This window comes from Streptomyces curacoi (genome assembly GCF_001513975.1).
Lineage (GTDB): Bacteria > Actinomycetota > Actinomycetes > Streptomycetales > Streptomycetaceae > Streptomyces > Streptomyces curacoi.
Map to the genome: position 1 here is coordinate 126,472 of NZ_KQ947984.1, position 21,379 is coordinate 147,850.

Consider the following 21,379-nt stretch of genomic DNA (forward strand, 5'->3'; position numbering starts at 1 on the left):
AGGAGTGGGGAGGCGGGCCGGGGCCGGCGGTGCCCCGGCCCGCCCGGCGCGCTCAGGCAGGCATCAGCACACGCGGCCGGCGCCGGCGCGGCTGCCGACGATCCCCGGGACCGCCCTGGGATGGTCGACCTTCGTCCGCAGGGTCGGCTTCCATCCGGCGCCGGACTGCAGGGTCTCGCCGGGGATCTCGGCGTTGTGGACGGCGATGAGGTCGGTCAGCTTGCCGTTGACGTAGTTGTTCTCGGCGGTCAGCGGCGACTCGTTCCACTTCTTCAGCACCTTGCCGACGCTCGCGCCGGCCGGCAGCGAGATGGCGTTGTCGGTGGCGTGGAGCTGCGAGGAGATGCCGACACCGAAGATGTAATAGTCGTCCTTCTGTTCCTCGGTCACCACGTAGTGGTTGTTGTAGACGTCGACCTGCCCGAACCGCACGCGCGGAGAGCGCTGGAGGATCCCCTCGAAGCGGTTGTGGTGCATGGTGACCTTGAGCTTGCCGGCGTCGATGGCGGCGAGGCCGTCGCCGTTGCCGATCAGCATGTTCTTGTCGTGGTTCTCGTAGCGGTTCCAGGACACGGTCACGTAGTCGGAGCCGCGCACGATGTCGGTCAGTCCGTCGTGCTGCTGGAAGACCTTGCCGAAGTGGACCGGCCGCTCGCTGTCGGGGTAGCGCCCGTCGGTGAACGTGTTGTGGTCGAGCCACACGTGGTCGCTGCCGTAGACGACCACGGTGTCGTACTCGGAGTTCCAGTTGCCGGTGTTGTTGTCGTCGGTCGGGTCCCACTTGGGGAAGCAGTCCAGCGGGGCCTCGATGGTGAGGTTGCGCATGATGACGTTCGAGACGCCCTTGATCTGGAGACTGCCGCCGAGGATGCCGGAGTTCCTGCCGACGCCGACGATGGTGGTGTTGCTGGGGATGTTGGCCTTGATCTCCGAGTCCTGGTTGGCGGCGGAGGCGACCCGCGCGTCCTCCTGGGGGCCCGCGGCGGGCTTGTCGTTGCCGTAGACGGCCGGGTCGTAGTCCTTCAGGTACTGCTGGAGGTCGTAGCCCCCTTCGACGAAGGCCTCGCAGCCCTGGGAGACGGCGTCGATCATGCCCTTGACCTTGATGATCTTCGGCGCGTCGCCGCCGTCGGCGAGGGCCCGCTTGAACTCGGCCCAGGTGGTGACGGTGTAGACGTGCTCGGCGTCGGCGGCCGAACCACCGGTCGTCCCCGCCCCTTGCGAGCCCCAGCCGTCGCCCGCGCCGAGGACCTCACGGCCGAGATCACGGGAGTGTGCCTGGGCCGTGGTGCCGGTGAGGCCGAGGACGAGCGTGGTGCAGCCGATCAGGACGGCGGCCTTCTTTGCGGCATGCCCATGCCATAGCTGTGCGTTCATTGTGCGGCTCTCTCTTCTGCGGTCGGGGTGGTGTTACGCGGCGGCCTGCGGCCAGGTGATCCAGGACTGCGGGATCTCCTCGTCGAGCCGGCGCACGTCCTGCGGGGCCAGCACTCGGGTGCGCAGCAGCTCCTGCGCCACGAGACGCGCCACGGCGATCGCGCCGGGCGGGTTGAAGTGCGTGTTGTCCTGCTCGGTGGCGGTCCAGTTGAAGTACTTCTTCGTCTCCTCGACCCCGAGCCGCTGCCACAGCGCCAGCGACAGCGCCTGGATGTCGAGCAGCGTGACGCGCTCCTCCTGGGCGAGCGCGCGCATCGCCGCCGGATAGTCGCCGTGGGTTGGCACGGCGTTGCCGCTCGCGTCGAACCTCCGGCGCTCGACGGCGGTGGCCAGCACCGGCCGCGCGCCCCGGGCACGGGCACCGTCGATGTACAGCCGCAGATAGTCCTGGTACGTCGTCCAGGGCTCGGTGTACCGAGTGGGGTCGGTGGCCTTCTCGTCGTTGTGCGCGAACTGGATCAGCAGGAGATCGCCGGGCCGGATGGCGGCCAGGACGACATCGAGCCGCCCTTCGTCGACGAAGCTCTTCGAACTGCGCCCGTTCACCGCGTGGTTCGAGACGGGCCGGTCCTTGTGCAGAAAGAAGGGGAGCGCCATGCCCCACCCGGTCTCGGGGGCGGCGCCGGCGTACTTCTGGGCGGCGGTGGAGTCACCGGCGATGTAGAGGGTGCGGGTGCGGCGACCGGAGGCGGCCTGAGCGGTACCGGTGGCCGCGAGGGCGAGGGGGGCGGCGGCCATGGCCGCCAGGGTCACCTGTCTGCGGGTGAGGGACACGGGGGGTGCCTTTCTCGACAGAGCTACGGGGGCGGGTCCGTTTCGGCGGTGCCTTTCGAACGCGGGGAGCGGCAACTTGCGCGGGGGCGCGGGGCTGTACTCGATATGCGGCTACCGCCGCGTGGGCGCGACCGGCCACACCCGACCCGCAGCCGGCCGCGCACAGAACCGTCCGAGCTCTCAGCCGTTACGCGACTTCCACTCGGCCTGAGCCTCATTGAGCTGACCGGCCATCGTGTCCAGGAACTCCTTCGCACTCAGGTCCCCGTTCAGCACCTTCTGGAAGTTCGGCTCGTTGTCGGCCTTGGAAATGGTGTTCCAGTCCGGCAGGTAGTACGGCAGCTGCACGATGGTCGTGGAACCGTCGGTCAGCGCGGCGGCAGCCAACTTCGTGGGCTCGGCCTTCGAAATCCACGCGTCCTTGGCCGCGTCGTTGTTCGCCGGCACCTGCCCCGCCGACTCGTTGAACTTCGAGTTCTCCTCGTGCGAGAGGGCGAACTCGATGAACTTCCAGGCCGCCTCCTTGTTCTTTGAGCTCTTGAACAGCCCGACCCCGTCCACGGGGTTGGAGACCTGAACCCGCTTCCCGTCGGCGAGCGTCGGCTGCGGAATTCCCCGGAACTTGTCCGTGCCCAGCGCCTTCACATGGTCCTGGAACGACCCCAGATTGTGGTTCAGCATCCCGATGGTGCCGGAATCCCACTGGGCGACCATCTTGGTGAAGTCGTTGTTGAGGTCGGCGGCCGGAGTGACCTTCTTGTAGAGCGCGGCGTACTTCTCCAGCGCGACCACGTTCTTCGGATCGTTGACCGTGGTCTTGTCACCGTTCCAGAAGGACGTGATCCCGGACTGCCCGTACATCGCGTCCAGCGCCTGGGCGATGGACCCGGCACCACCACGGATGGTGTAACCGAACTCGTTCTTCTTGGCGTCGGTGAGCTTCTGCGCGGCCTCGTAGAACTTGTCCCACGTGTTCGGCTCGTCCAGCCCGGCCTTCTTGAACAGGTCGGTGCGGTAGTACAGCACACCGTTGTTCGCGGAGGTCGGAATCGAGTACAGCTTGCCGTCGCCACCCCCCGCGGCCTTCAGCGAGGCGACCATGTCCTCGTTGAGCTTGCCGCTGAGGGAGGACTTGGCGAGCCGGTCGTCCAGCGGCTCCAGCGCGTTCTGCGCGGCGAACCCGGCGAGCATCGCCGCGCCGACGCCGCCGACGTCGGGCAGGCCGCCGCCCTGGATGGCGGTGTCCACCTTGGACTGGTAGTCGGTGGACGGGATCCCGACGTACTCGACCTCGATGTCGCTGTTCGCCTTCTCGAAGTCGGCGATGATCTCCTTCCAGATGTCGGTGCGGACACCGCCGTTGTTGTCCCAGAAGACGATCTTCCCCTTGCCGCTGCCCTCGGCGCCCGTGTCGCCGCCCGTGCCGCTGCCGTCGTCACCGCAGGCGGTGGCGGTCAGGGTGAGCACGGCGCTCAGGGCGACGGCGGCCGACATGCGGCGCCCGCCTGTGCTGCTCCTGCGATTGCTGATCTTCATTGGTCGGCTCTCTTCTTCTGGATCAAACGGAGATATGAAGTTGTGGGGGGTCTTCGAGGCACCGAGGGCCAGGGCCACTCAGCGCCGGTTCTGCGGCGCCCAGCCATCGGCGCCCTTCAGGTAGTCGGCGACGGTGTGCGACCGCGCCTCCTCATCGCTCATCTGCGGTCGGTCCGCGGTGACGGCGGCACCGGGCCCTTGGTTGCGGTACTCCGCGAACCGCGCGTCCCTCCACGAGAAGCCGCTCATGTCGGTCCACGGGGAGGCCTTGACCGCGGCCGGCAGCTCGGTCTCCCGGATCAGCACCTGCGCGACCGCCGCCGGTTCACCGCCCGGGTGCCAGGGCCGCCCGAGGTGGTAGGTCCCGTCGGGTGCGTCGCTCACGATCCTCGACCGGGTGATCAGGAAGCCGTACGGATTGCCGGTCCAGGTCGAAGCCGCGGTGATGTAGCCGTTGTTGGTGGCTGAGCCCCGGCTCAGCGCGCGGATGACGGACCGCTCGATGACGGTGGTGGCCCGCCCGTACACGAAGTCGACGTCGCCTTCGATGTACGAGTCGCGGATGTAGACCCGGCTGACGGTGGTCAGCTTGGGGCTGTCGGTCATGAGGGTGTCCTGGTTGCCCAGGAAGGCGGTGTTCTCGAAGACGATCCGGTCACCGGTCGTCTTCATCGCCAGCGCCTGCTCGCCCTTCAGCTCGTGCGCGGCCTCGTCGAAGTCGTTGCTGAAGGTGAGGTTGCGGGCGGTGACGTCGTTCGCGGCGATCCTGACCGTCGCGCTCCCCGTCGAACCGCCGTACTCGGCGGGCGTGTCGAAGACGATGACGGTGTCGGACCGGTCGTGTCCAGTCCCCTGCAGCACGATGTTCGGCTTGCTCGCGGCAATGAGCACCTTCTCGCGGTACGTGCCCGGCGCGACCGCGATCGTGACCCGCCCGGTGTTGCCGTCCGGCACGGCGTCCACGGCGGCCTGCACGGTCGCGTAGTCCCCGGGGACATGCAGCGTCACCGAGTCGCCGATCCGCCGCTGCGGCCCGGAGAACCGCGTCACCAGCGCGGGGACGGCGGCCGCGGGGTCCAGCCGGTAGTCGTAGAGCTCCCGTGGCTCGAAGGCGGCACCCCACTCGTCGTGTCGGCCCGTGGTGTTCTTCAGGATCGACCCGCGCTCCACCAGCTCCGCGGTGGTGTCGGCCTGGTAGGGGTGCTGTACGTCGCGGTAGTAGCTGTTCTCGATGACCATCCTGGTCCTGCCGCGCGACCAGTTGCCGTACGTCCAGACCGGGTCCCCGGGATCGGCCTGTGCGGTCAGGTAGTTGTTGTACAGGTGCGCGTAGGCGGCGTTGTCGACGGAGGGGTTGCGCTGCTTGGTGTGGGCGAACCAGTTGTGGTCGATCGTGATCTGCGTCTTGACGTTGCTCGTCCAGCCGAGGCCGAACGTCTTGTTGTTGTTCTCGAACCGGTTGTAGGAGACGGTCACGTACTCGCTGTCCTTGCGGACGTCGAGCTGCCCGTCGCAGATGTTCGAGAAGCGGTTGTGGTCGACCCAGACGTGGTGGACGGTGTCCATCTGGATGCCGTCGAAGTCGGTGTCCTTGCAGTCCCAGTTGCCCTCGACCGCCGAGTCGCGGATCGTCATGTTGCGGATGATCACGTTGTGCGTGCCGGGTTCGAGGTGGAACTCGCCCTGCACCAGTTCACCGCTCGTGCCGACGCCGACGATCGTCTTGTCCGAGGCGACGGTGATGTTCGCCCCGAAGGGCTGCGCGGTGACGGTGCCCTGGACCCGGATGATGTACGGCTCCGGCGCCGCCGCGTACCGGGCCAGCGAGGCCTGGTCCGTGACGGTGACGACCTTGCCGCCCGCGCCGCCGGTCGTACCGCCGGCGAGGGAGGCGAAGCCATGCGGCTGATCGCTCCAGCGGGCGGCCGACGTCGTGGTGGTGTCCCCGGCGGCAGGGGCGACGGCGTTCGCCTCGCCCACCAGCCCGAGACCCAGGGCGGCCACCAGCCCCACGACGGCGGCCGTGGTTCTGCCGGCTCCCGGGGCGGTTCCCGGGCCGACTCCCGGACCGACGCCCGGCAAGCGCTTGCTACGGAGGTGCGTCATTGCGGCTCCCAACAGGCTCAACAGGCCCACGAGTGAGGTGAGTTACAAGGCGCTGATCCTGAACTGCGTGAAGGTCGCCGCGCCGGCGTGTCCCTGACCGGCGGGAGCGAGACCGAACAGCCCCAGCAGGGCACCGACCCAGCGCCACGGGGTCGCCGTGAAGACCGGCCCCGAGGGACGCGGGCCGTCACCGAGGTCGTAGAAGAACCGGCACCGCGCCCCGGCCCCGATCTCGATCCGCAGCCGCACCCGCCCCTCGGGCGCGAGCCGCGCGTGTCCGGCGTCCCGTTCCTTTTCCGCGACGGCCTCCGCGAACCGGTGCACGACATGCACCTCCCCGTCCGCGCCCCGCTGGAGCCCGAGCCAGCTGAACGCGTCCCCGAGCACCGCGAGCCCCGCCCGCGCCCCCGGCTCCTCGCTGTCCAGCCGTAGTTCGACCTCCACCGCGCAGGGCGTGCCCGGCAGCCGCTGGGTGAGGATGTTCGGCAGCTTGCGCAGGTCGTGCGCGTCGGCCGAACGGACGCAGGCCAGTCTCAGCCCGTCGCCGGAGTGCTGGGTGGCCCAGCCGTCCTGGGGGTTGGCGGTCCAGCTCCACTGCCGTCCGAAGCGTCCGCCGGGGAAGTCGTCGTCGGTGGCGGGCGCGGCGGGCGGCTGCGGCGGCAGGTCGGGCAGCGGATGTACGGCGACGGGGGCGCCGTCGTCCCCGAGCACCGGCCAGCCGTCGGTGCCCCAGCGCATCGGCTGGAGGTGGACGACCCGGCCGTAGGCGCCCCGCTGCTGGAAGTGCAGGAACCAGTCCTCCCCGGCCGGGGTGCGCACCCAGCCGCCCTGGTGCGGCCCGTTGACGTCGGTGTCCTGCTGTTCGAGGACGATCTTCTCCTCGTACGGCCCGAAGAACTCGCGCGAGCGGAACGCGCCCTGCCAGCCGGTCTCCACTCCCCCGGCGGGCGCGAGGATCCAGAACCAGCCGTCGTGCTGGTAGAGCTTGGGCCCTTCGAGGGTGAACCAACCCGGGATCCGGTCGCCGTCGACGATCAGCTTGCCGTCGTCGAGGAGTTCGGTGCCGTCCGGGTGCATTCGGTGGCCGGTGAGGCGGTTCTTGACGCCGGAGCGGGACTTGGCCCAGGCGTGCACGAGGTAGGCCTCGCCGGTCTCGTCGTCCCACAGGGGGCAGGGGTCGATCAGGCCCTTGCCCTGCTTCACCAGGTGCGGGCGGGTCCAGGGGCCCCGGATCTCGGGGGCGTTGACCTGGAAGACGCCCTGGTCGGGGTCGCCCCAGAAGATCCAGAAGCGGTCGTCGTGATGCCGGAGCGAAGGTGCCCAGACGCCACAGTCGTGGCGGGGCCCAGCGAACATCTCCGGCGGTTCCAGGCGGTCCAGCGCATGCCCGACCAGAGTCCAGTTGACCAGGTCCCGGGAGTGCAGCAGGGGCAGTCCCGGGGCGCGGCCGAAGCTGGAGGCGGTGAGGTAGAAGTCGTCGCCGACGCGGACGACGTCCGGGTCGGACCAGTCGGCGTTCAGGACGGGGTTCGTGTATGTCCCGGCGGTCACGGGCTCACCGCCTTGCGGACCAGGGAGGCCGCTTCGAGCCGGCTGATCCGGCCGTCGGCGACGACGGTGACGATCCGGCGTACGGCGGTCTCGCCGGGCGGGATGGGCAGCCGTTCCTCGACGGCGAGGGAGGAGCCGACGCCCGGGTACTCCTCGGCGCGTACGAACCAGGGATCCCGGCGGGTCTCCTCGGTGGCGCCGGCGAAGATCAGGGTCCAGGTGGAGCCCGCGAGGGCCACCCAGGGGGCGCGGGTGCCGTGCACCGCCTGCTCGCCCTCGCGGTCGACGGTGAACACGTCCGGCGCCGTGGCCTCCTTGCGGGCCCGCCAGAAGAAGCCGCCGTACGCCGCGCCGGGGCGCCCGTTGGTGGCGGGGCTGCCGATCGACAGGGGGCCGGAGGTGACGTTGGTCAGGGAGAAGGTGAAGTCCAGCGCCCAGGCGGCGTCGGTGAGTTCGGTGGCCGCGACCGTACGGCGCTCCCGCAGCAGCTCGGCCCGTGCCGCCACCCAGCGCAGCTCCTCGACGAAGCCGTCGGGGTCGCGCAGCTGGAAGGCGGTGTGCCGCTGGGCGCCGTGGTTGTCCAGCTCGGTCGGGCCCTGGTCGCGGACATAGGTGCGTCCGCCCCAGAAGTTGGACCCCTCGACGTCGGGAACGGCGACACCGACGCCGAGGTGGTGTATGTGGTCGGCGGGGCTGAGCTCGGTGACCGCCGTGCCGGCCAGGGTGGTGACGGGGTGCAGGTACGGGCGCGGGGAGAGCCGGGCCGGCAGTTCGGGCCGGGTGACGTACCGGCCGACCGGTCGGCCCGCGACGCGCAGCACCGCGGTGTCGTGGGGGGTCATCAGGTGCTCACCTCTTTCGTTCGTGCCGGAAGGGCCCAGGGGGCGCCCAGCTCGGAGTAGAGGGCGAGGGTGTCGGCGGCGGCCGCGACCAGGCCGTCGACGCCGGGCACGACCCGGCGCTGCTCGTCGGGGAGCAGATGCCAGGCCTCGGCCGGCAGCGGGGCCGGGTCGGGGGCCAGCCGGATCGCTTCGACGACCTTCATGAAGGCGCCGGTCGCCTCGGGCGTGACCAGCAGGTCGGCGCCGTCGACGAGGTGCTCGACGAGGTTCTCCAGCAGGTCGGTCCGGCCGTACTCGAACTCCTCGGGGCCGTGGTTCGCGCGCTGGAGCAGGACGCGGTCCTGCTTGTACCAGAAGGTGATCCGGCCGCGTTCGCCGTGGACGACGACATACGGCTCGTCGGGGTGCTCGGCGCACAGGGTCGCGGCGACGACGACCGGGGCGCCCCGCTCGGTGCTCACTCGGACGCAGGAGGTGTCGTCGGACTCGATGTCGTTGGCGCGGAACAGTTCGGTCTGGATGTCGGTGACGTCCTCGGCGCGCACGGTGCCGCCCAGGGCGAGGGCGGTGGCGACGGCGTGGGCCAGCGGGTTGGTGAGCGCCCCGTCGATCACGTCGACGCCGTTCAGCCTGCGCCTGCCCGCCCAGGGCGCCCGCCGGTAGTACGCCTCGGCGCGCGCCCAGGCACCGGCGCCGCCGATGCCGACGATCTCGCCGATCGCGCCCTCGGCCATCAGCGCCCGGATCGCGGGCACGGCGTGCGAGCCCAGCGACTGGAAGCCGATCTGGCAGACGACCCCGGCCTCGGCGACGCCGTGGGCCATGCGCCGGAACTCCGCGTACGACGGGGCGGGCGGCTTCTCCAGCAGGAGGTGCACGCCCCTGCGCGCGGCCGTCAGGGCGAGGTCGGTGTGGGTCGGGATCGGCGTGCAGATCACGGCGATCCGGGCGCCGGTGGAGTCGAGCAGGGCGCCGAAGTCGGCGGACTGCTCAGGCGTGCCCAGGCCTTCCGGGAGCTCCTGTGCCGTCAGCGGGGTCAGCTCGCAGATGCCCGCCAGCCGCACGATGCCCTTGTCCTGGAGGCGGCGGATGTTGTCCAGGTGCCAGCGGCCGTGGCCGCGCGCGCCCGCGAGGACGACGGGTACGGCAGTGCTCATGGGATCCTCCCTGCGCCCGCGCCGCGTGCCACCGCTCGGTCGGCCGTGGCGGCGCTGTCGATCTTTGTGTGCAGGGTAGGTGTCCAGCCGACGTCGGCCGTGAGATCGCGCTCGCTGCCGGAGTTGTAGGCGTTGTTGATCGCCAGCAGGTCCACCGGATAGCCGTTGAAGAGGGTGCCGGACTGGTGGAGAGCGGTGCCGTTCCAGCTCTTGACCAGGTCGGCGGCCTCGATGTGGCCGGGGGTGTGGAAGGCGTTGTTCTCGGCGTAGATCGCGGACTCGGTCGACACTCCGATGGAGTAGCGGTGGTCGTGGGCGCCGGCCGGGACGACGTACCGGTTGTTGTAGAGGTGCACCTGCCCGAAGCGGACGCGCGGGGCACGCTGGACGACGGACTCGAACTCGTTGTGGTGCAGGGTGACACGGAGCTTTCCGCGGTCGCCGGTGGCCGTGTCGCCGTTGCCGATGAGCATCGCCTTGTCGTGGTCGGCGAACCGGCTCCAGGAGACGGTGACCAGGTCGGAGGCGTTGGTGATGTCCAGCAGGCCGTCGTGGCGCAGGTAGTTGCGGCCGAAGTGGGTGGGTTCCTTCTCGTCCGGGTGGCCCTGGTCGCTGAGGGTCACATGGTCGATCCAGACGTGGGTGGCGCCGCGCAGCCAGATGTTGTCGTAGGCCGTCTTCCAGTCGCCGAGGCCGCCGGTGTTGGGCTGCCAGACGGGGAAGCAGTCGTAGGCGTCGCGGAGTTCGAGGTTGCGGATGATGACGTTGTTCGCGCCCTTGAGCTGGAGGCCGGCGCCCTTGAGGACGGCTGTGTTCCTGGCGTCTCCGAGTCCGACGATCGTCGTGTTGGAGCCGACGGTCAGCTCGATGCGCTCGGCCTGCCTGGCCGCCGAGGCCTGGCGGGCCTCCTCCTGCGGGCCGCTGGGCTTGGCGGAGCCCCAGGTGCGGGGGTCGTAGGCGGCCAGGTACTTCCTGGTGCTGTAGCCGTCGGTGGCGTAGTCGGCGCAGTCCAGGTGGTCGCCGTCGTCGTCGGTGTTGGCGTCGATGGTCCCGGCGATCTTGATGATCTTGGGGGTGGCGCTGCCGCCGTCCAGGGCGCGGACGAGCTCGCTGCGGTCGCGCACGGTGAAGACATGGGCGTCGTCGGCGGTGGAACCCCCCGTGGTACCACCGTCGGCCGCCGCCCAGCCGTCGTTCGGGGCGAGGGTGTCGCGGCTGATGTCGCGTGCCTCGGCCCCGGCCGGGGCGCTGAACGCGAGGCCCAGCATCCCGGCGACGACGGCCAGTTGAACTCCCCTTCGGCCCCTCATCCCTTCACCGCCCCCGCGCTGAAGCCCGTGATCAGCCACTTCTGGATGAAGGCGAACACGATCACGACCGGTACGGCCGCGATGATGCCGCCCGCGGCGAGCGCGCCCAGGTCGACGCTGTCGGCGCCCATCAGGGTGTTGAGGCCGACCGGGATGGTCTGCTTCTCCTGGTTGTTGAGGAACATCAGGGCGAACAGGAAGTGGTTCCAGGAGTGCACGAAGGCGAAGGAGCCGACGGCGATCAGACCGGGCCGCAGCAGCGGCAGGACGACGATCCGGAAGGCGGTGAAGCGGTTGCAGCCGTCGACCCAGGCCGCCTCCTCCAGGGAGTACGGCACATTCTTGATGAAGTTGCTGATCAGGATCATCGACAGCGGCAGCTGGAAGACCGTCTCCGCGATGATGACGCTGCCCAGCGAGTTGATCATCTGCAACTCGGCGAAGATCTCGAACAGCGGCACCAGGAGCAGCGCGCCCGGCACGAACTGGGAGCACAGCAGGGCGAGCATGAAGGCACGCTTGATCTTGAAGTTGAAGCGCGCGAGGGCGTAGCCGCCGGCCAGGGCGACGAGGGTCGTCATCAGCAGGGTGACGACACCGACCAGCACGCTGTTCTGGAAGTAGGTGCCGAAGCTCCGCTCCGTCCAGACCTTCTCGAAATGGTCGAAGGTGATCGGCCAGGGCACGAGGGAGGTCGAGCCGGACGGGCGCAGGGAGAAGAGCAGGATCCAGTAGAAGGGGATGAGGGTGAAGACCAGGTAGATCGACAGCGGGAGGTAGATCTGCCAGCGCGGGACCTCGTCCCAGGCCCGGTTCCTCTTCGTAGGACGCGGCGGTTCGGGGGCGGCGCGCACGGGCGCGGGCGCGGCCTTGGTGGCTTCCTTCACGCTCACTTGTCCTCACCTCCGAACTTGCTCAGCCGCAGATAGACGATCGAGCAGAAGAGCAGGATCACGAACGCGACCGTGGTCAGGGCGGACGCGTAGCCGAAGTTGTGGGATTCGACGCTGGTGTTGGCGATGTACAGCGGGAGTGTCGTGGTCTCGCCCGCGGGTCCGCCGCCGGTCAGCGTGTAGAGCAGGTCGACGTTGTTGAACTCCCACACCGCGCGCAGCAGCGTGGACAGGACGATCGCGTCCTTCAGATGGGGCAGGGTGATGTTCCAGAACTGCTGGAGGCGGCTGGCCCCGTCGACCTCGGCGGCCTCGTACAGGTCCTTCGAGACGGACTGGAGGTCGGCGAGGATGAGGATGGCGAAGAACGGCACACCGCGCCACAGATCCGCGACGATCGCCGCCGGGAACACCGTGGAGGTGTCCGACAGCCAGCTGGTGCCGTAGGAGCCGATGCCCACGTCCGCGAGGTAACGGGTGATGCCGGTCTGGGAGTTGTAGAGCAGCACCCAGATCGCCGAGGTCAGCACGCCGGAGACGGCCCACGGCGAGAAGACGAGGGCCCGGCCGAGCGCCCGGCCCACGAAGGTCTGGTTGACGATGAGGGCCAGCGCGAGCCCGAACAGCAGCTGGAGCCCTACCTCCACGAACACCCACTTGGCGCTGAAGACCAGGGTGTCCCAGAACAGCGGGTCCTCGGTGAAGGCGTGGACGAAGTTGTCGAAGCCCGCGAAGCCGTTGCGCCACGGCTTGGTGGGGTTGTACTCCTGCAGGCTGTAGTAGAAGACGCTGATGACCGGGTAGGCGATGAAGCCCAGCATGAGCAGGGCGGCCGGCGCGATCAGCAGGTACGGGAGCCTGCGCGGCGTGGCGGAGGCACGGCGCCGCCGGGGTGGCGCGGGCGGTTTCGCCACGGCTGCGGCTTGGGCCATGACTGGTCTCCGTTCTCAGTACGTCGTGCGTGCGGCTTGCTTTTGTGGTGCGGGAAGCGCTTTCTCGATGGGTAGGGGCTGCCCTAGTCGCGCGATACGGGGTGCCTCTTGTCGTTGTGTGGCGGCTGCGGGTGCGTTGCGGTTGATCGCGCAGTTCCCCGCGCCCCTTGGGGCGTTGTTGTCAGCCTGCGTAGGGGGCTGGGGACTTGCCCGGGCGGGCCAGGAACTCGAAGTCGCAGCCTGTGTCCGCCTGGGTGATCTGTTCGCTGTAGAGGGCGCCGTAGCCGCGTTCGTAGCGGGTGGGCGGTGGGGCCCAGTCGGCCCGGCGACGCTCCAACTCATCGTCGCCCACGTTGAGATGGAGGACGCGGGCCTCGACGTCCAGGGTGATCAGGTCCCCGGTCCGCACGAGGGCCAGCGGCCCGCCGACGTACGACTCGGGCGCCACGTGCAGCACGCACGCGCCGTAACTCGTGCCGCTCATCCGGGCGTCGGAGATCCGCACCATGTCCCGTACGCCCTGCTTCAGCAGATGGTCGGGGATCGGCAGCATGCCGTACTCGGGCATGCCCGGGCCGCCCTTGGGCCCGGCGTTGCGCAGGACCAGCACACTGTCGGCGGTGATGTTCAGGGACGGGTCGTTGATGGTCCGCTGCATCGTCTTGTAGTCGTCGAAGACGACGGCGGGCCCGGTGTGCTTGAGCAGGTGCCGCTCGGCGGCGATGTGCTTGATGACGGCGCCGTCCGGGCAGAGGTTGCCGCGCAGTACGGCGACCCCGCCCTCGCGGGCGACCGGGTTCTCGCGGGTGCGGATGACGTCGTCGTTGTGGACGACGGCGCCCTCGATCTGCTCGCCCAGGGTGCCGCCCACGGTCGGCCGGTCCAGGTGCAGCAGGTCGGTGATCCGCGAGAGGAAGGCGGGCAGGCCGCCGGCGAAGTAGAAGTCCTCCATGAGGTACGTCTGTCCGCCGGGCCGGACGTTGGCCAGCACCGGCACCGTGCGGGCGATGCGGTCGAAGTCGTCGAGGGTGAGCTTGATGCCCGCGCGGCCCGCCATGGCGATCAGATGGATGACCGCGTTGGTGGAGCCGCCGAGCCCGAGCACCGTGGTGACGGCGTCCTCGAAGGCCTCGCGGGTGAGGATCCGGGACGGCTTCAGCCCGGTCCAGGCGAGCTCCACGGCGCGGCGTCCGGAGGCGGCGGCCATCCGCTCGTGCCCGGAGTCGACGGCCGGGATCGAGGAGGCGCCCGGCAGCGTCATACCGAGGGCTTCCGCCGCCGCGGTCATCGTGGAGGCGGTCCCCATGGTCATGCAGTGACCGGGTGAGCGCGCCAACCCTCCCTGGAGTTCCCGCAGTTCGCAGTCGGTCAGGTTGCCCGCGCGGTGCTCGTCCCAGTACTTCCACATGTCGGTGCCGGACCCGAGGGTCTCACCGCGCCAGTGCCCGGGCAGCATCGGCCCCGCGGGCACGAAGATCGACGGTACGTCGGCCGAGGCCGCGCCCATCAGCAGCGCCGGCGTCGACTTGTCGCAGCCGCCGAGCAGCACCGCCGCGTCGATCGGATACGACCGCAGCAGCTCCTCCGCCTCCATCGCGAGCAGGTTGCGGTAGAGCATCGGGGTCGGCTTCTGGTAGGTCTCCGAGAGTGTGGAGACCGGGAACTCTAGCGGGAAGCCCCCGGCCTGCCACACCCCCCGCTTGACCGCCTCGGCACGCTCGCGCAGGTGCACGTGGCAGGGGTTGATGTCGGACCAGGTGTTGAGGACGGCGATCACCGGGCGGCCCCGGTACTCCTCCGCCTCGTATCCCAGCTGGCGCATGCGGGCGTTGTGCGACCAGGTGCGCAGCTGGCCCTCGGTGCCGTACCACTGATGGCTTCTGAGTTCCTCGGGACTCTTCCGGTCGGTCATATCGACCACCCCGCTGCTATCGCGGCGACCTCGGCGCGCGCGGGTTCGGGCAGTTCCTTGCTGGGCGGGCGGACGTCGCGGCGGCACAGGCCGAGGGAGGCGAGGGCCTCCTTGACAACGGTGACGTTGTTGGCGGAACCGTTCGCGGCGCGCAGCTCCTCGAAGCGGCGGATCTGTTCCCAGACCTTCATCGCGCCCGGGTAGTCCCCCGATCGAAGCGCTTCGATCATGTTCAGCGAAACGGCCGGGGCGACGTTCACCAGGCCGGAGGTGAAGCCGGTGGCCCCCGCGGAGAAGTACGAGGGGGCGTAGGGCTCGGCGAGCCCGGCGACCCACACGAAGCGTTCCAGCCCGGCGTCCCGGGCGAAGGCGGCGAACCTGGCGGCGTCCGGCACGGCGTACTTCACGCCGATGACGTTCGGGCAGACGTCGGCGAGTTCGGCGAGGCGCAGACCGCTGAGCTGGGCGTTGCGGATGTACGGGACGACTCCGAGCTCGGGAACGGCCTCCGCGACGGCGCGGTGGTAGTCGACCCAGCCGCTCTGCGAGACGTACGGGTGGACCGGCTGGTGGACCATCACCATCTGGGCGCCGAGCTCGCGGGCGTGCCGGGCGGAGGCGACGGCGGTCGGCACGTCGTGGCCCACCCCGACGAGGATGACGGCCCGGTCGCCGGCCTCGTCGACGGTCAGCTCGGTGACGAGGCGGCGCTCCTCCGGGGTGAGGGCGTAGAACTCGCCGGTGTTGCCGTTGGGGGTGAGGGTGGTGATGCCCCCGTCGAGGAGACGACGCAGCAGGGCCCGGTGGGCGTCCTGGTCGATGGTGCCGTCCTCGGCGAAGGGGGTCACGGGGATCGCCACCACGTCGGCCAGGGCCGTCCGCTGGGTCTCGAACGTCGTTGTCATGCCTGACCGTCCTCTCCCTGGACCTCGGCACCCGCTTCGGGGAAGGCCCGCTCGACGAACGACGCGATGTGGGCGTGCAGGGCGCGCCCGGCGCCGTCGGCGTCCCCTTCGAGCGCGAGCCGCAGGATCTCCCGGTGCTCGCCGGCCTCCCGCTCCCAGGAGGGCGAGGCGGCCCAGGCGACGGCGGAGACGAGGGCGGCCTGGTCGCGGACCTCGTCGAGCATCCGGCCCAGCAGCGGGTTGCCGCACGGCAGGTACAGGGCGCGGTGGAACTCCCGGTTGGCGAGCGAGCGTTCGGCGGTGTCGGTGGCGGCGTCGGCGCGGGCCAGCGCGTCGCGGGCGGCGTCGAGGGAGGCCCCGCGCCGTACGGCCCGCTTCAGGGCCTCGGGCTCCAGCAGCAGCCGTACGTCGTAGACCTCGCGCGCCATGTCCGCGTCCACCATGCGCACCGTGACGCCCTTGTACTGGCTCATCACGACCAGCCCGGTCCCGGCGAGCGTCTTGAGCGCCTCCCGCACCGGGGTCTTCGACACTCCGAACTGCGCGGCGAGCTCGGTCTCGACCAGGGCCTGACCGGGCGTCAACTGCCCGGTGAGGATGCGGCGTTTGATCTCCTCCAGCACGTACTGCGTGCGGGAGGGGATCGGCGTGGGCACAGAGGTCATGCGCGCCTCTCGGATCTTCGCGGGATGGCATCTCGCGTATGGGATCTCACGTATCGCGTCTCATATATGACGTACGAAGTACGACGCGATGAAGGTAGGAGCGCGCCTGTGTTTCGTCAATGCTTCTGACAAAAGAAGTTGAGGGTGCCTCAGAGATGCCGTGTGCGCCCTTCACGCACAGCGTTTCCGGGGTGAGCGCGGGCCCCGACGTGCACCTGTTCACCTTCGCGATGCGTGTCGATGGCGACCTCGCACAGGAACAGGTCGGCGTCCCGGGCGAGTTCGGTGAGCGCCGGGGGGTGAACAGCAGGTCGCCGTGCCGGGCGGTGTGGCCGTCGCACAGGGGCCGGAAGGCGAGGATGCCGCTCGGGAACCGGAACGGGCGCGTCAGAGTGAGGGATGCGAGACCCGGATCGCGCTCGGCCGCGCCGGATCCGTGTGCCGCTGCAACTCCGCGAAGGCCCCGGGGTGAGGGCCAGGGCGGGAGGGCATGTGCCGCTGCCGGCCCGGACCCGTTCTCTCTACGGCCGCTGCCACCCCGGATCCCGCCCGCTCAGACCCACCGCCCGGTCGAGCAGTGGTGCGTCGTCCGGTACCGGGACGACGGGGCCGAAGATGTCGCCCCGGCCGGGGTCGTCGGCGGCGGCCAGGAGGAAGTCGTACGACGCCTGGAGCGCGGCCGGGTCGGGGGCGTACGGCAGACCGGTGGCCCGGGCCAGGTCCCAGCCGTGGATGACCAGTTCGTCGATCGCGACGGCACCGGCGACCGCGCCGGGCAGGTCCACGCCGCCCGCACGGGTCATGCCGGTCCAGGCGGCCGGGTCGCGCCAGGCGTCGGCCAGTTCCGCCAGGACCTTGGGCAGCTCCTCGCGCCAGCCGGGGCCGATGTCCGGAAGGGCGGCGTCGGGGCTGGTGTCGGTGGTGGGCCCGAGGTCCTTGCGGCCGGCATCGCGGAAGGCGATCGCCAGGCCGAGCAGGTGGCCCAGCAAGTTGCGCACCGCCATGTCCGGGCAGGGCGTCGGCGCCGCGAGCTGGTCGTCGGTGACGCCGTCCGCGAGGCGGGCCACGATCCGGGCCTGCGGTCCGAGGTCGAGGGTCGTGTCGGTCATCGGCTGCTCCTCATGGTCCCGGGTGTGCTGGAGGGTGGACCGTCCCCGGACCGGAAACTCATCGCACCACTGGGCGATCACTTCCCGCCGGGGCCCTCCCGCCGCCGATGACCGGCCCTCAGTCCCGCCAGTCGGCCGCGCTGAGGCCGTCGGCGTGCCCTGCCGGCCACTGGACCAGTTCGATCCGGTTGCCGTCCGGATCCGTGAGCCACGTCGTCAGGAAGTCGTCCGAGCCGTCCGGCGACACGGGCGCCTCGGCGTCGACGCCCCGGGAGGCGAGGTCGGTGAGGGTGGCGTCCATCGACTCCACCTTGATGACGACATGGCTGAGGACGCTCCCGGCCCCGGCCTCGGGCGGCCTTTCGGGATCGTGGACGAGTTCGATGCCGACGAACTCGTCGCCCGGGAGTCCGGGCATGCTCAGGTGCCCGAGCGGGGTGTCGGGGGCGCTTCCGACCACCTCGTAGCCGACGGCCCTGCAGAAGGCGAGCGACCGCTCAAGATCGGTCACTCTCAGGCCGAAGTGCAGCGTCCTCATGAGTCTCGCCGTCCTCCGCGCGCCGCTTCTTCAGAGCGAGTTCCCGGGCCATCTTCTCCGAGTGCAGTCTCATCTCCGCCTCTTTGCGCAGCTCGAACACCACTGCCCCCTCTCGGCTTTACCTTCTCTTTGCTTGAAGATTACGGCACAAGCCGGGCCCGAGTCACGATCGGACGAGGTCCGCACACAGGTAGTTCGCCCAGTGTTCACCATGCTCGACGCACCGCCATCTAAGGCACCTTCCCGATCCGCGCACCCCCGCCTTACCACCACGATGACCGGGCATGACGACCACCACCACCTGGGCCCTCGCACGTGTCCTGCGCGACCGCGACGCCGGCCTCTATCTGGCCGGAGTAGTGGTCTCCGGTTTCGGCACGTCGGCGTTGTGGCTGGCATCCGGCGTATGGGTCAAGGACCTCACCGGCTCCGACGGTCTGGCCGCGCTGTGCATGCTCGCCATGTGGGCGCCCACCCTGGCCGGCCCGCTCCTCGGCACGCTCGCCGACCGCACCCGCCGCAAACCGCTGCTGATCGGCACGAACCTCCTCCTGGCCGCGCTTTTGCTCACCCTCTTCACCGTCGACTCCCCGGACCGCCTCTGGCTGCTCTTCGCGGTCCTGTTCGTCTACGGCGCCGCCGGCGTCGTCCATGACGCCGCCGAGTCCGCCCTCGTCGCCGGTGCCGTCCCCGCGCCCCTGCTCGGCGACTTCAACGGGCTGCGCATGACGGCCACCGAGGGCATGAAGCTGCTCGCCCCGCTGGCCGGCGCGGGCGTCTACGCGGCCTACGGCGGTGCGAGCGTCGCCCTGCTCGACGCGGTCACGTTCGTGGTCGCGACCGGCCTGTACGCGTGCCTGCGCGTCCGCGAGAGCAGGCCCGAGCCGCCGGCCGGCGGCCGGCGGGAGCAGACCGCCGAGGGCGCCCGCTTCCTGTGGACACACCCCGGACTGCGCCCGCTCGTCCTGGCCGGCGGCACCACCATGCTGTTCGCCGGCCTCAGCGGGGCGATGGTCTACGCCGTCATCGACGGCCTCGGGCGCGCCCCCGCGTACGCCGGTGTGCTGTACGCCGTCCAGGGCGCCGGTTCGGTGGCGATCGGGCTGGCCTCCGGCCCCGCCCTGCGCCGCCTCGGCGAACGCCGCTTCGCCGCGTACGGCATCGCCCTGACGGCCGCCGCGGCGGGCCTGCGCGCGATCCCGTCCGACCCGGTGGCCCTCGTCTGCAGCGCGGCGATCGGCGCGGGCCTGCCCTGTGTGCTGATCGCCGCGCTCACCGCCGTACAGCGCGAGACACCGGACGCGCTGCTCGGCCGTACGGCCGCCACGGCCAACTCGCTCGTCTTCACGCCGAACGTCGTCGGGCTGGCCGCGGGGGCGGCGCTGGTCGAACTGCTCGATGTGCGGCTGGTGTTGGCGGTGATCGGCCTGGCGTGGCTGGTGACCGCCGTACCGCTGTTTCAGAACCCGGCGAGCGCCTCCCGCACCGCCACCAGGTCACCGTCCGACGCCAACCCCGCGTGATAGAGCCGGATTTCGGTGGCCCCCAGCTCACGCGCGCGTGCCGCGTCCGCCGTCAGCGTGCCCGGACTGCCGCCCATCCCGGAGACCACACCGAAGTTGGCGGCGATGACGGCACCCCGACGGCCCTGCTCGGCGAAGGGCGTCAGCAGTCCGGGCCCGCCCGCGCACGGCACGACCACGCCGCCCGCGACGGACAGGATGTGCGCGGGGTCGACGCCGGGATTGGCCCCGCAGTGGTAGGTCACGGGGTCGGCGTGGAGCAGCACCTGGAAGCCCTCGGGGGCGGCCTCACGGACCGCCCGGACCGCGCTCTCCTGGAGCGTACGGGCGGTTTCGTCACGCCACGCGCGCGTGGCGGCCGCGGTCGACTCGCCGAGCAGCTTCTCGACCCCGGCCCAGCCCTCGTCGGCGACCGTGCCCTGCCACAGCGGCTCCAGGGCGCCGCGTACGGCGGCCGCCAGCGCGCCTGCGTCCAGACCCTGGGCGCCGTAGCCCTCCTTGCACGTCGGGCAGAAGCAGAGCGCCATCAGATACTGCCCGGCGTCCCCGAGCGGGACCCCGGCCGTCTTGTCGTGGGCGTGCAGGTGCTGGAGCCCGTACCAGCCGAGGGACTCCAGCTCGGTGCCGTGCGCCCCGGGCCGTACGGCGGCCTCGGCGGCCAGGTCGACGAGGTACGCGCGCGTGGCGGGCTGCGCGATGCACGGGGCCCAGGGGTAGCGGTCGCCGTAGGCGTTGACGACGGACGTGTCCGGGTGTTCGGCGCCCAGCCGGGAGTTGTGCGCGAGGACGACCCAGGTGTGCACCTCCAGGCCGGCGTCGGCGAGCGCGGCGGCCGCCTCGCCGAAGGCGTCGCCGGGTGCCCAGTCCCCGGCCGGGTACGGGCGCAGGGCGCGCCCCTGCCACCGCTCGCCGGCCGGGTACAGCACGGCGGCGTGCTCGGCGGTGACGATGCGGTGGCGCGGGTGGCGGGGGGTGAGGGCGCGGGTGGAGTGGTAGGCGGAGGCGAGCGTCACCTGCGGTACGCCGAGCGCGGCGATCCTCCCGGGCGCGTCCGGGTCTCCGTTGACGTCCCAGGGGTAGACGAATGTCGACGCCTTCACTTGGCCTCCTCGGGCTCCTTGTCCAGCAGCGCGTATCCGCGCTCGATCACCTGCGCGAGCTGCTTGACATGATCCTCGGTCGGCTCGTGCAGCGGGGGCCGGACCTCCCCCACGTCCAGGCCGCGCAGCCGTACGCCCGCCTTGACCAGGGCGACGGCGTATCCGCGGCCCTGGGCGCGCAGTTCGACGAACGGGCGGTAGAAGCCGTCCAGGAGGCGGTGGACGGTCGTGTCGTCGCCCGCTTCCAGCGCCCGGTAGAAGGCGAGGGCGATCTCCGGGGCGAAGCAGAAGACGGCGGAGGAGTAGAGCGGGACGTCGATGGCGCGGTAGGCGAGCTGGGTCTGTTCGGCGGTCGGCAGACCGTTGAAGTAGAGGAAGTCGCCGGGGACTTCGGTGCGCACGGCGCTGACGGTCCGCTGCATGAGGTCCAGGTCGCCGAGTCCGTCCTTGAGGCCGATGATCCCGTCGGTGCGGGCGAGTTCGACGACGGTGTCCGGGGTGAACACGGCGTTGTCGCGCTGGTAGACGATGACGGGCAGCGCGGTCGCCGCGGCGATCTCCTTGTAGTGCCGCAGCAGGCCCTCCTGCCCGGCGACGACGAGATACGGCGGCATGGCGAGCAGCCCGTCCGCCCCGGCCGCCTCGGCGAGCCCCGCGTACCACTTGGCGAGGGCGGTGCCGTACCCGGCGCCCGCGACGACCGGCACCCGCCCCGCCGCCTCCTCGACTGCCGCCCGCACACACGCCTCGAACTCCTCGGGGGCGAGCGCGTGGAACTCCCCGGTGCCGCAGCACGCGAACACGGCGGCGGCCCCGGCCTCGACGCCTCGGCGCACATGGGCGCGGTAGGTGTCGAGATCGACCGAGCCGTCCTGGCCGTAGGCGGTGACGGGGAAGAACAGCGGCCCGCCGGGGATGCTGAGGCGTGCGGCGAGAGGGGCTGGCGTCACGGGCTCTCCCTAGAACAGGCACTCACGTTTCTGATCCACGTCTACATTCTTGAACGCACCCACCCTAGGGAGCCCCGTCGAGGCCGGTCAAGCGGGCACCACGCAACCCAGCAGCGGATTCTCCGACTCCGCGCGACAC

The 21,379-nt window shown here is 70.6% G+C and carries 18 protein-coding genes; 1 reads left to right on the forward strand and 17 read right to left on the reverse strand.

Going from position 1 to position 21,379, the window contains the following annotated elements:
- Positions 1 to 63: 63 nt before the first annotated feature.
- The 15 genes from AQI70_RS00585 to AQI70_RS00655 form a co-directional block, all read right to left on the reverse strand.
- Positions 64 to 1,377: a pectate lyase family protein gene (locus AQI70_RS00585; protein WP_062142478.1), complete on the reverse strand. Its 1,314-nt coding sequence runs from the start codon at positions 1,375 to 1,377 to the stop codon at positions 64 to 66.
- A 33-nt stretch (positions 1,378 to 1,410) separates the two neighbouring features.
- The gene (locus tag AQI70_RS00590; RefSeq protein WP_062142481.1) at positions 1,411 to 2,211 is read right to left on the reverse strand and encodes a rhamnogalacturonan acetylesterase; all 801 of its coding nucleotides are present in this window, start codon (positions 2,209 to 2,211) and stop codon (positions 1,411 to 1,413) included.
- Between the two features lie 180 nt (positions 2,212 to 2,391).
- A complete protein-coding gene (locus AQI70_RS00595) occupies positions 2,392 to 3,747 on the reverse strand; it encodes an ABC transporter substrate-binding protein (protein ID WP_062142484.1) in 1,356 nt (451 codons plus the stop codon).
- A gap of 78 nt (positions 3,748 to 3,825) precedes the next feature.
- Complete coding sequence (locus tag AQI70_RS00600) at positions 3,826 to 5,853, reverse strand: pectinesterase family protein (protein ID WP_062142487.1); 2,028 nt, start codon at positions 5,851 to 5,853, stop codon at positions 3,826 to 3,828.
- Between the two features lie 42 nt (positions 5,854 to 5,895).
- Positions 5,896 to 7,404: a glycoside hydrolase family 43 protein gene (locus tag AQI70_RS00605; protein ID WP_062142490.1), complete on the reverse strand. Its 1,509-nt coding sequence runs from the start codon at positions 7,402 to 7,404 to the stop codon at positions 5,896 to 5,898.
- On the reverse strand, positions 7,401 to 8,246 hold the full coding sequence (locus AQI70_RS00610; protein ID WP_062142493.1) for a DUF6807 domain-containing protein: 846 nt from the start codon (positions 8,244 to 8,246) through the stop codon (positions 7,401 to 7,403). The genes AQI70_RS00605 and AQI70_RS00610 overlap by 4 nt, the downstream gene beginning before the upstream one ends.
- A complete protein-coding gene (locus AQI70_RS00615) occupies positions 8,246 to 9,403 on the reverse strand; it encodes a Gfo/Idh/MocA family protein (RefSeq protein WP_062142496.1) in 1,158 nt (385 codons plus the stop codon). Before AQI70_RS00615 ends, AQI70_RS00610 begins: the two co-directional genes overlap by 1 nt.
- Complete coding sequence (locus AQI70_RS00620) at positions 9,400 to 10,713, reverse strand: pectate lyase family protein (protein WP_062142499.1); 1,314 nt, start codon at positions 10,711 to 10,713, stop codon at positions 9,400 to 9,402. The genes AQI70_RS00615 and AQI70_RS00620 overlap by 4 nt, the downstream gene beginning before the upstream one ends.
- Positions 10,710 to 11,606, reverse strand: coding sequence for a carbohydrate ABC transporter permease (locus AQI70_RS00625; protein WP_062142502.1), 897 nt, complete (start codon positions 11,604 to 11,606; stop codon positions 10,710 to 10,712). Before AQI70_RS00625 ends, AQI70_RS00620 begins: the two co-directional genes overlap by 4 nt.
- On the reverse strand, positions 11,603 to 12,538 hold the full coding sequence (locus AQI70_RS00630) for a carbohydrate ABC transporter permease (protein WP_062142505.1): 936 nt from the start codon (positions 12,536 to 12,538) through the stop codon (positions 11,603 to 11,605). The genes AQI70_RS00625 and AQI70_RS00630 overlap by 4 nt, the downstream gene beginning before the upstream one ends.
- A 181-nt stretch (positions 12,539 to 12,719) precedes the next feature.
- Entirely contained in the window at positions 12,720 to 14,450 is a 1,731-nt protein-coding gene (gene araD, locus AQI70_RS00635) for an L-arabinonate dehydratase (RefSeq protein ID WP_062142508.1), read from the reverse strand.
- Complete coding sequence (locus AQI70_RS00640) at positions 14,447 to 15,355, reverse strand: dihydrodipicolinate synthase family protein (protein ID WP_062142510.1); 909 nt, start codon at positions 15,353 to 15,355, stop codon at positions 14,447 to 14,449. The genes araD and AQI70_RS00640 overlap by 4 nt, the downstream gene beginning before the upstream one ends.
- The gene (locus tag AQI70_RS00645) at positions 15,352 to 16,020 is read right to left on the reverse strand and encodes a GntR family transcriptional regulator (protein WP_062142513.1); all 669 of its coding nucleotides are present in this window, start codon (positions 16,018 to 16,020) and stop codon (positions 15,352 to 15,354) included. The genes AQI70_RS00640 and AQI70_RS00645 overlap by 4 nt, the downstream gene beginning before the upstream one ends.
- Before the next feature lie 521 nt (positions 16,021 to 16,541).
- Entirely contained in the window at positions 16,542 to 17,129 is a 588-nt protein-coding gene (locus AQI70_RS00650; protein WP_062144870.1) for a TIGR03086 family metal-binding protein, read from the reverse strand.
- Between the two features lie 118 nt (positions 17,130 to 17,247).
- Positions 17,248 to 17,667: a VOC family protein gene (locus AQI70_RS00655; protein WP_062142515.1), complete on the reverse strand. Its 420-nt coding sequence runs from the start codon at positions 17,665 to 17,667 to the stop codon at positions 17,248 to 17,250.
- A 284-nt stretch (positions 17,668 to 17,951) separates the two neighbouring features.
- Between AQI70_RS00655 and AQI70_RS00660 the strand changes: the two genes are divergently transcribed.
- Complete coding sequence (locus AQI70_RS00660; protein ID WP_062142517.1) at positions 17,952 to 19,190, forward strand: MFS transporter; 1,239 nt, start codon at positions 17,952 to 17,954, stop codon at positions 19,188 to 19,190.
- On the opposite strand, the gene AQI70_RS00665 is transcribed toward AQI70_RS00660, so the two are convergent.
- Together AQI70_RS00665 and AQI70_RS00670 are read right to left on the reverse strand one after the other, a co-directional pair.
- Positions 19,127 to 20,290 (reverse strand): hypothetical protein, encoded by a 1,164-nt coding sequence (locus tag AQI70_RS00665; RefSeq protein WP_062142520.1) that lies wholly within the window; start codon positions 20,288 to 20,290, stop codon positions 19,127 to 19,129. The two genes, AQI70_RS00660 and AQI70_RS00665, sit on opposite strands and share 64 nt — an antisense overlap.
- Positions 20,287 to 21,240 carry a 5-dehydro-4-deoxyglucarate dehydratase gene (locus AQI70_RS00670; RefSeq protein ID WP_062142523.1) on the reverse strand — a complete coding sequence of 318 codons (954 nt, stop codon included), beginning with the start codon at positions 21,238 to 21,240 and terminating at the stop codon, positions 20,287 to 20,289. The genes AQI70_RS00665 and AQI70_RS00670 overlap by 4 nt, the downstream gene beginning before the upstream one ends.
- Positions 21,241 to 21,379 lie beyond the last annotated feature (139 nt).

Excerpts from the sequence above, each read along its gene's own strand:
- AQI70_RS00630 (WP_062142505.1), bottom strand. The coding sequence starts at position 12,538 with ATGGCCCAAGCCGCAGCCGTGGCGAAACCGCCCGCGCCACCCCGGCGG.
- AQI70_RS00640 (WP_062142510.1), bottom strand. The coding sequence starts at position 15,355 with ATGACAACGACGTTCGAGACCCAGCGGACGGCCCTGGCCGACGTGGTG.
- AQI70_RS00650 (WP_062144870.1), bottom strand. The coding sequence starts at position 17,129 with ATGACCGACACGACCCTCGACCTCGGACCGCAGGCCCGGATCGTGGCC.
- AQI70_RS00610 (WP_062142493.1), bottom strand. The coding sequence starts at position 8,246 with ATGACCCCCCACGACACCGCGGTGCTGCGCGTCGCGGGCCGACCGGTC.
- AQI70_RS00655 (WP_062142515.1), bottom strand. The coding sequence starts at position 17,667 with ATGAGGACGCTGCACTTCGGCCTGAGAGTGACCGATCTTGAGCGGTCG.
- AQI70_RS00645 (WP_062142513.1), bottom strand. The coding sequence starts at position 16,020 with ATGACCTCTGTGCCCACGCCGATCCCCTCCCGCACGCAGTACGTGCTG.
- AQI70_RS00600 (WP_062142487.1), bottom strand. The coding sequence starts at position 5,853 with ATGACGCACCTCCGTAGCAAGCGCTTGCCGGGCGTCGGTCCGGGAGTC.
- AQI70_RS00620 (WP_062142499.1), bottom strand. The coding sequence starts at position 10,713 with ATGAGGGGCCGAAGGGGAGTTCAACTGGCCGTCGTCGCCGGGATGCTG.
- AQI70_RS00615 (WP_062142496.1), bottom strand. The coding sequence starts at position 9,403 with ATGAGCACTGCCGTACCCGTCGTCCTCGCGGGCGCGCGCGGCCACGGC.
- AQI70_RS00585 (WP_062142478.1), bottom strand. The coding sequence starts at position 1,377 with ATGAACGCACAGCTATGGCATGGGCATGCCGCAAAGAAGGCCGCCGTC.
- araD (WP_062142508.1), bottom strand. The coding sequence starts at position 14,450 with ATGACCGACCGGAAGAGTCCCGAGGAACTCAGAAGCCATCAGTGGTAC.
- AQI70_RS00660 (WP_062142517.1), top strand. The coding sequence starts at position 17,952 with ATGACGACCACCACCACCTGGGCCCTCGCACGTGTCCTGCGCGACCGC.
- AQI70_RS00595 (WP_062142484.1), bottom strand. The coding sequence starts at position 3,747 with ATGAAGATCAGCAATCGCAGGAGCAGCACAGGCGGGCGCCGCATGTCG.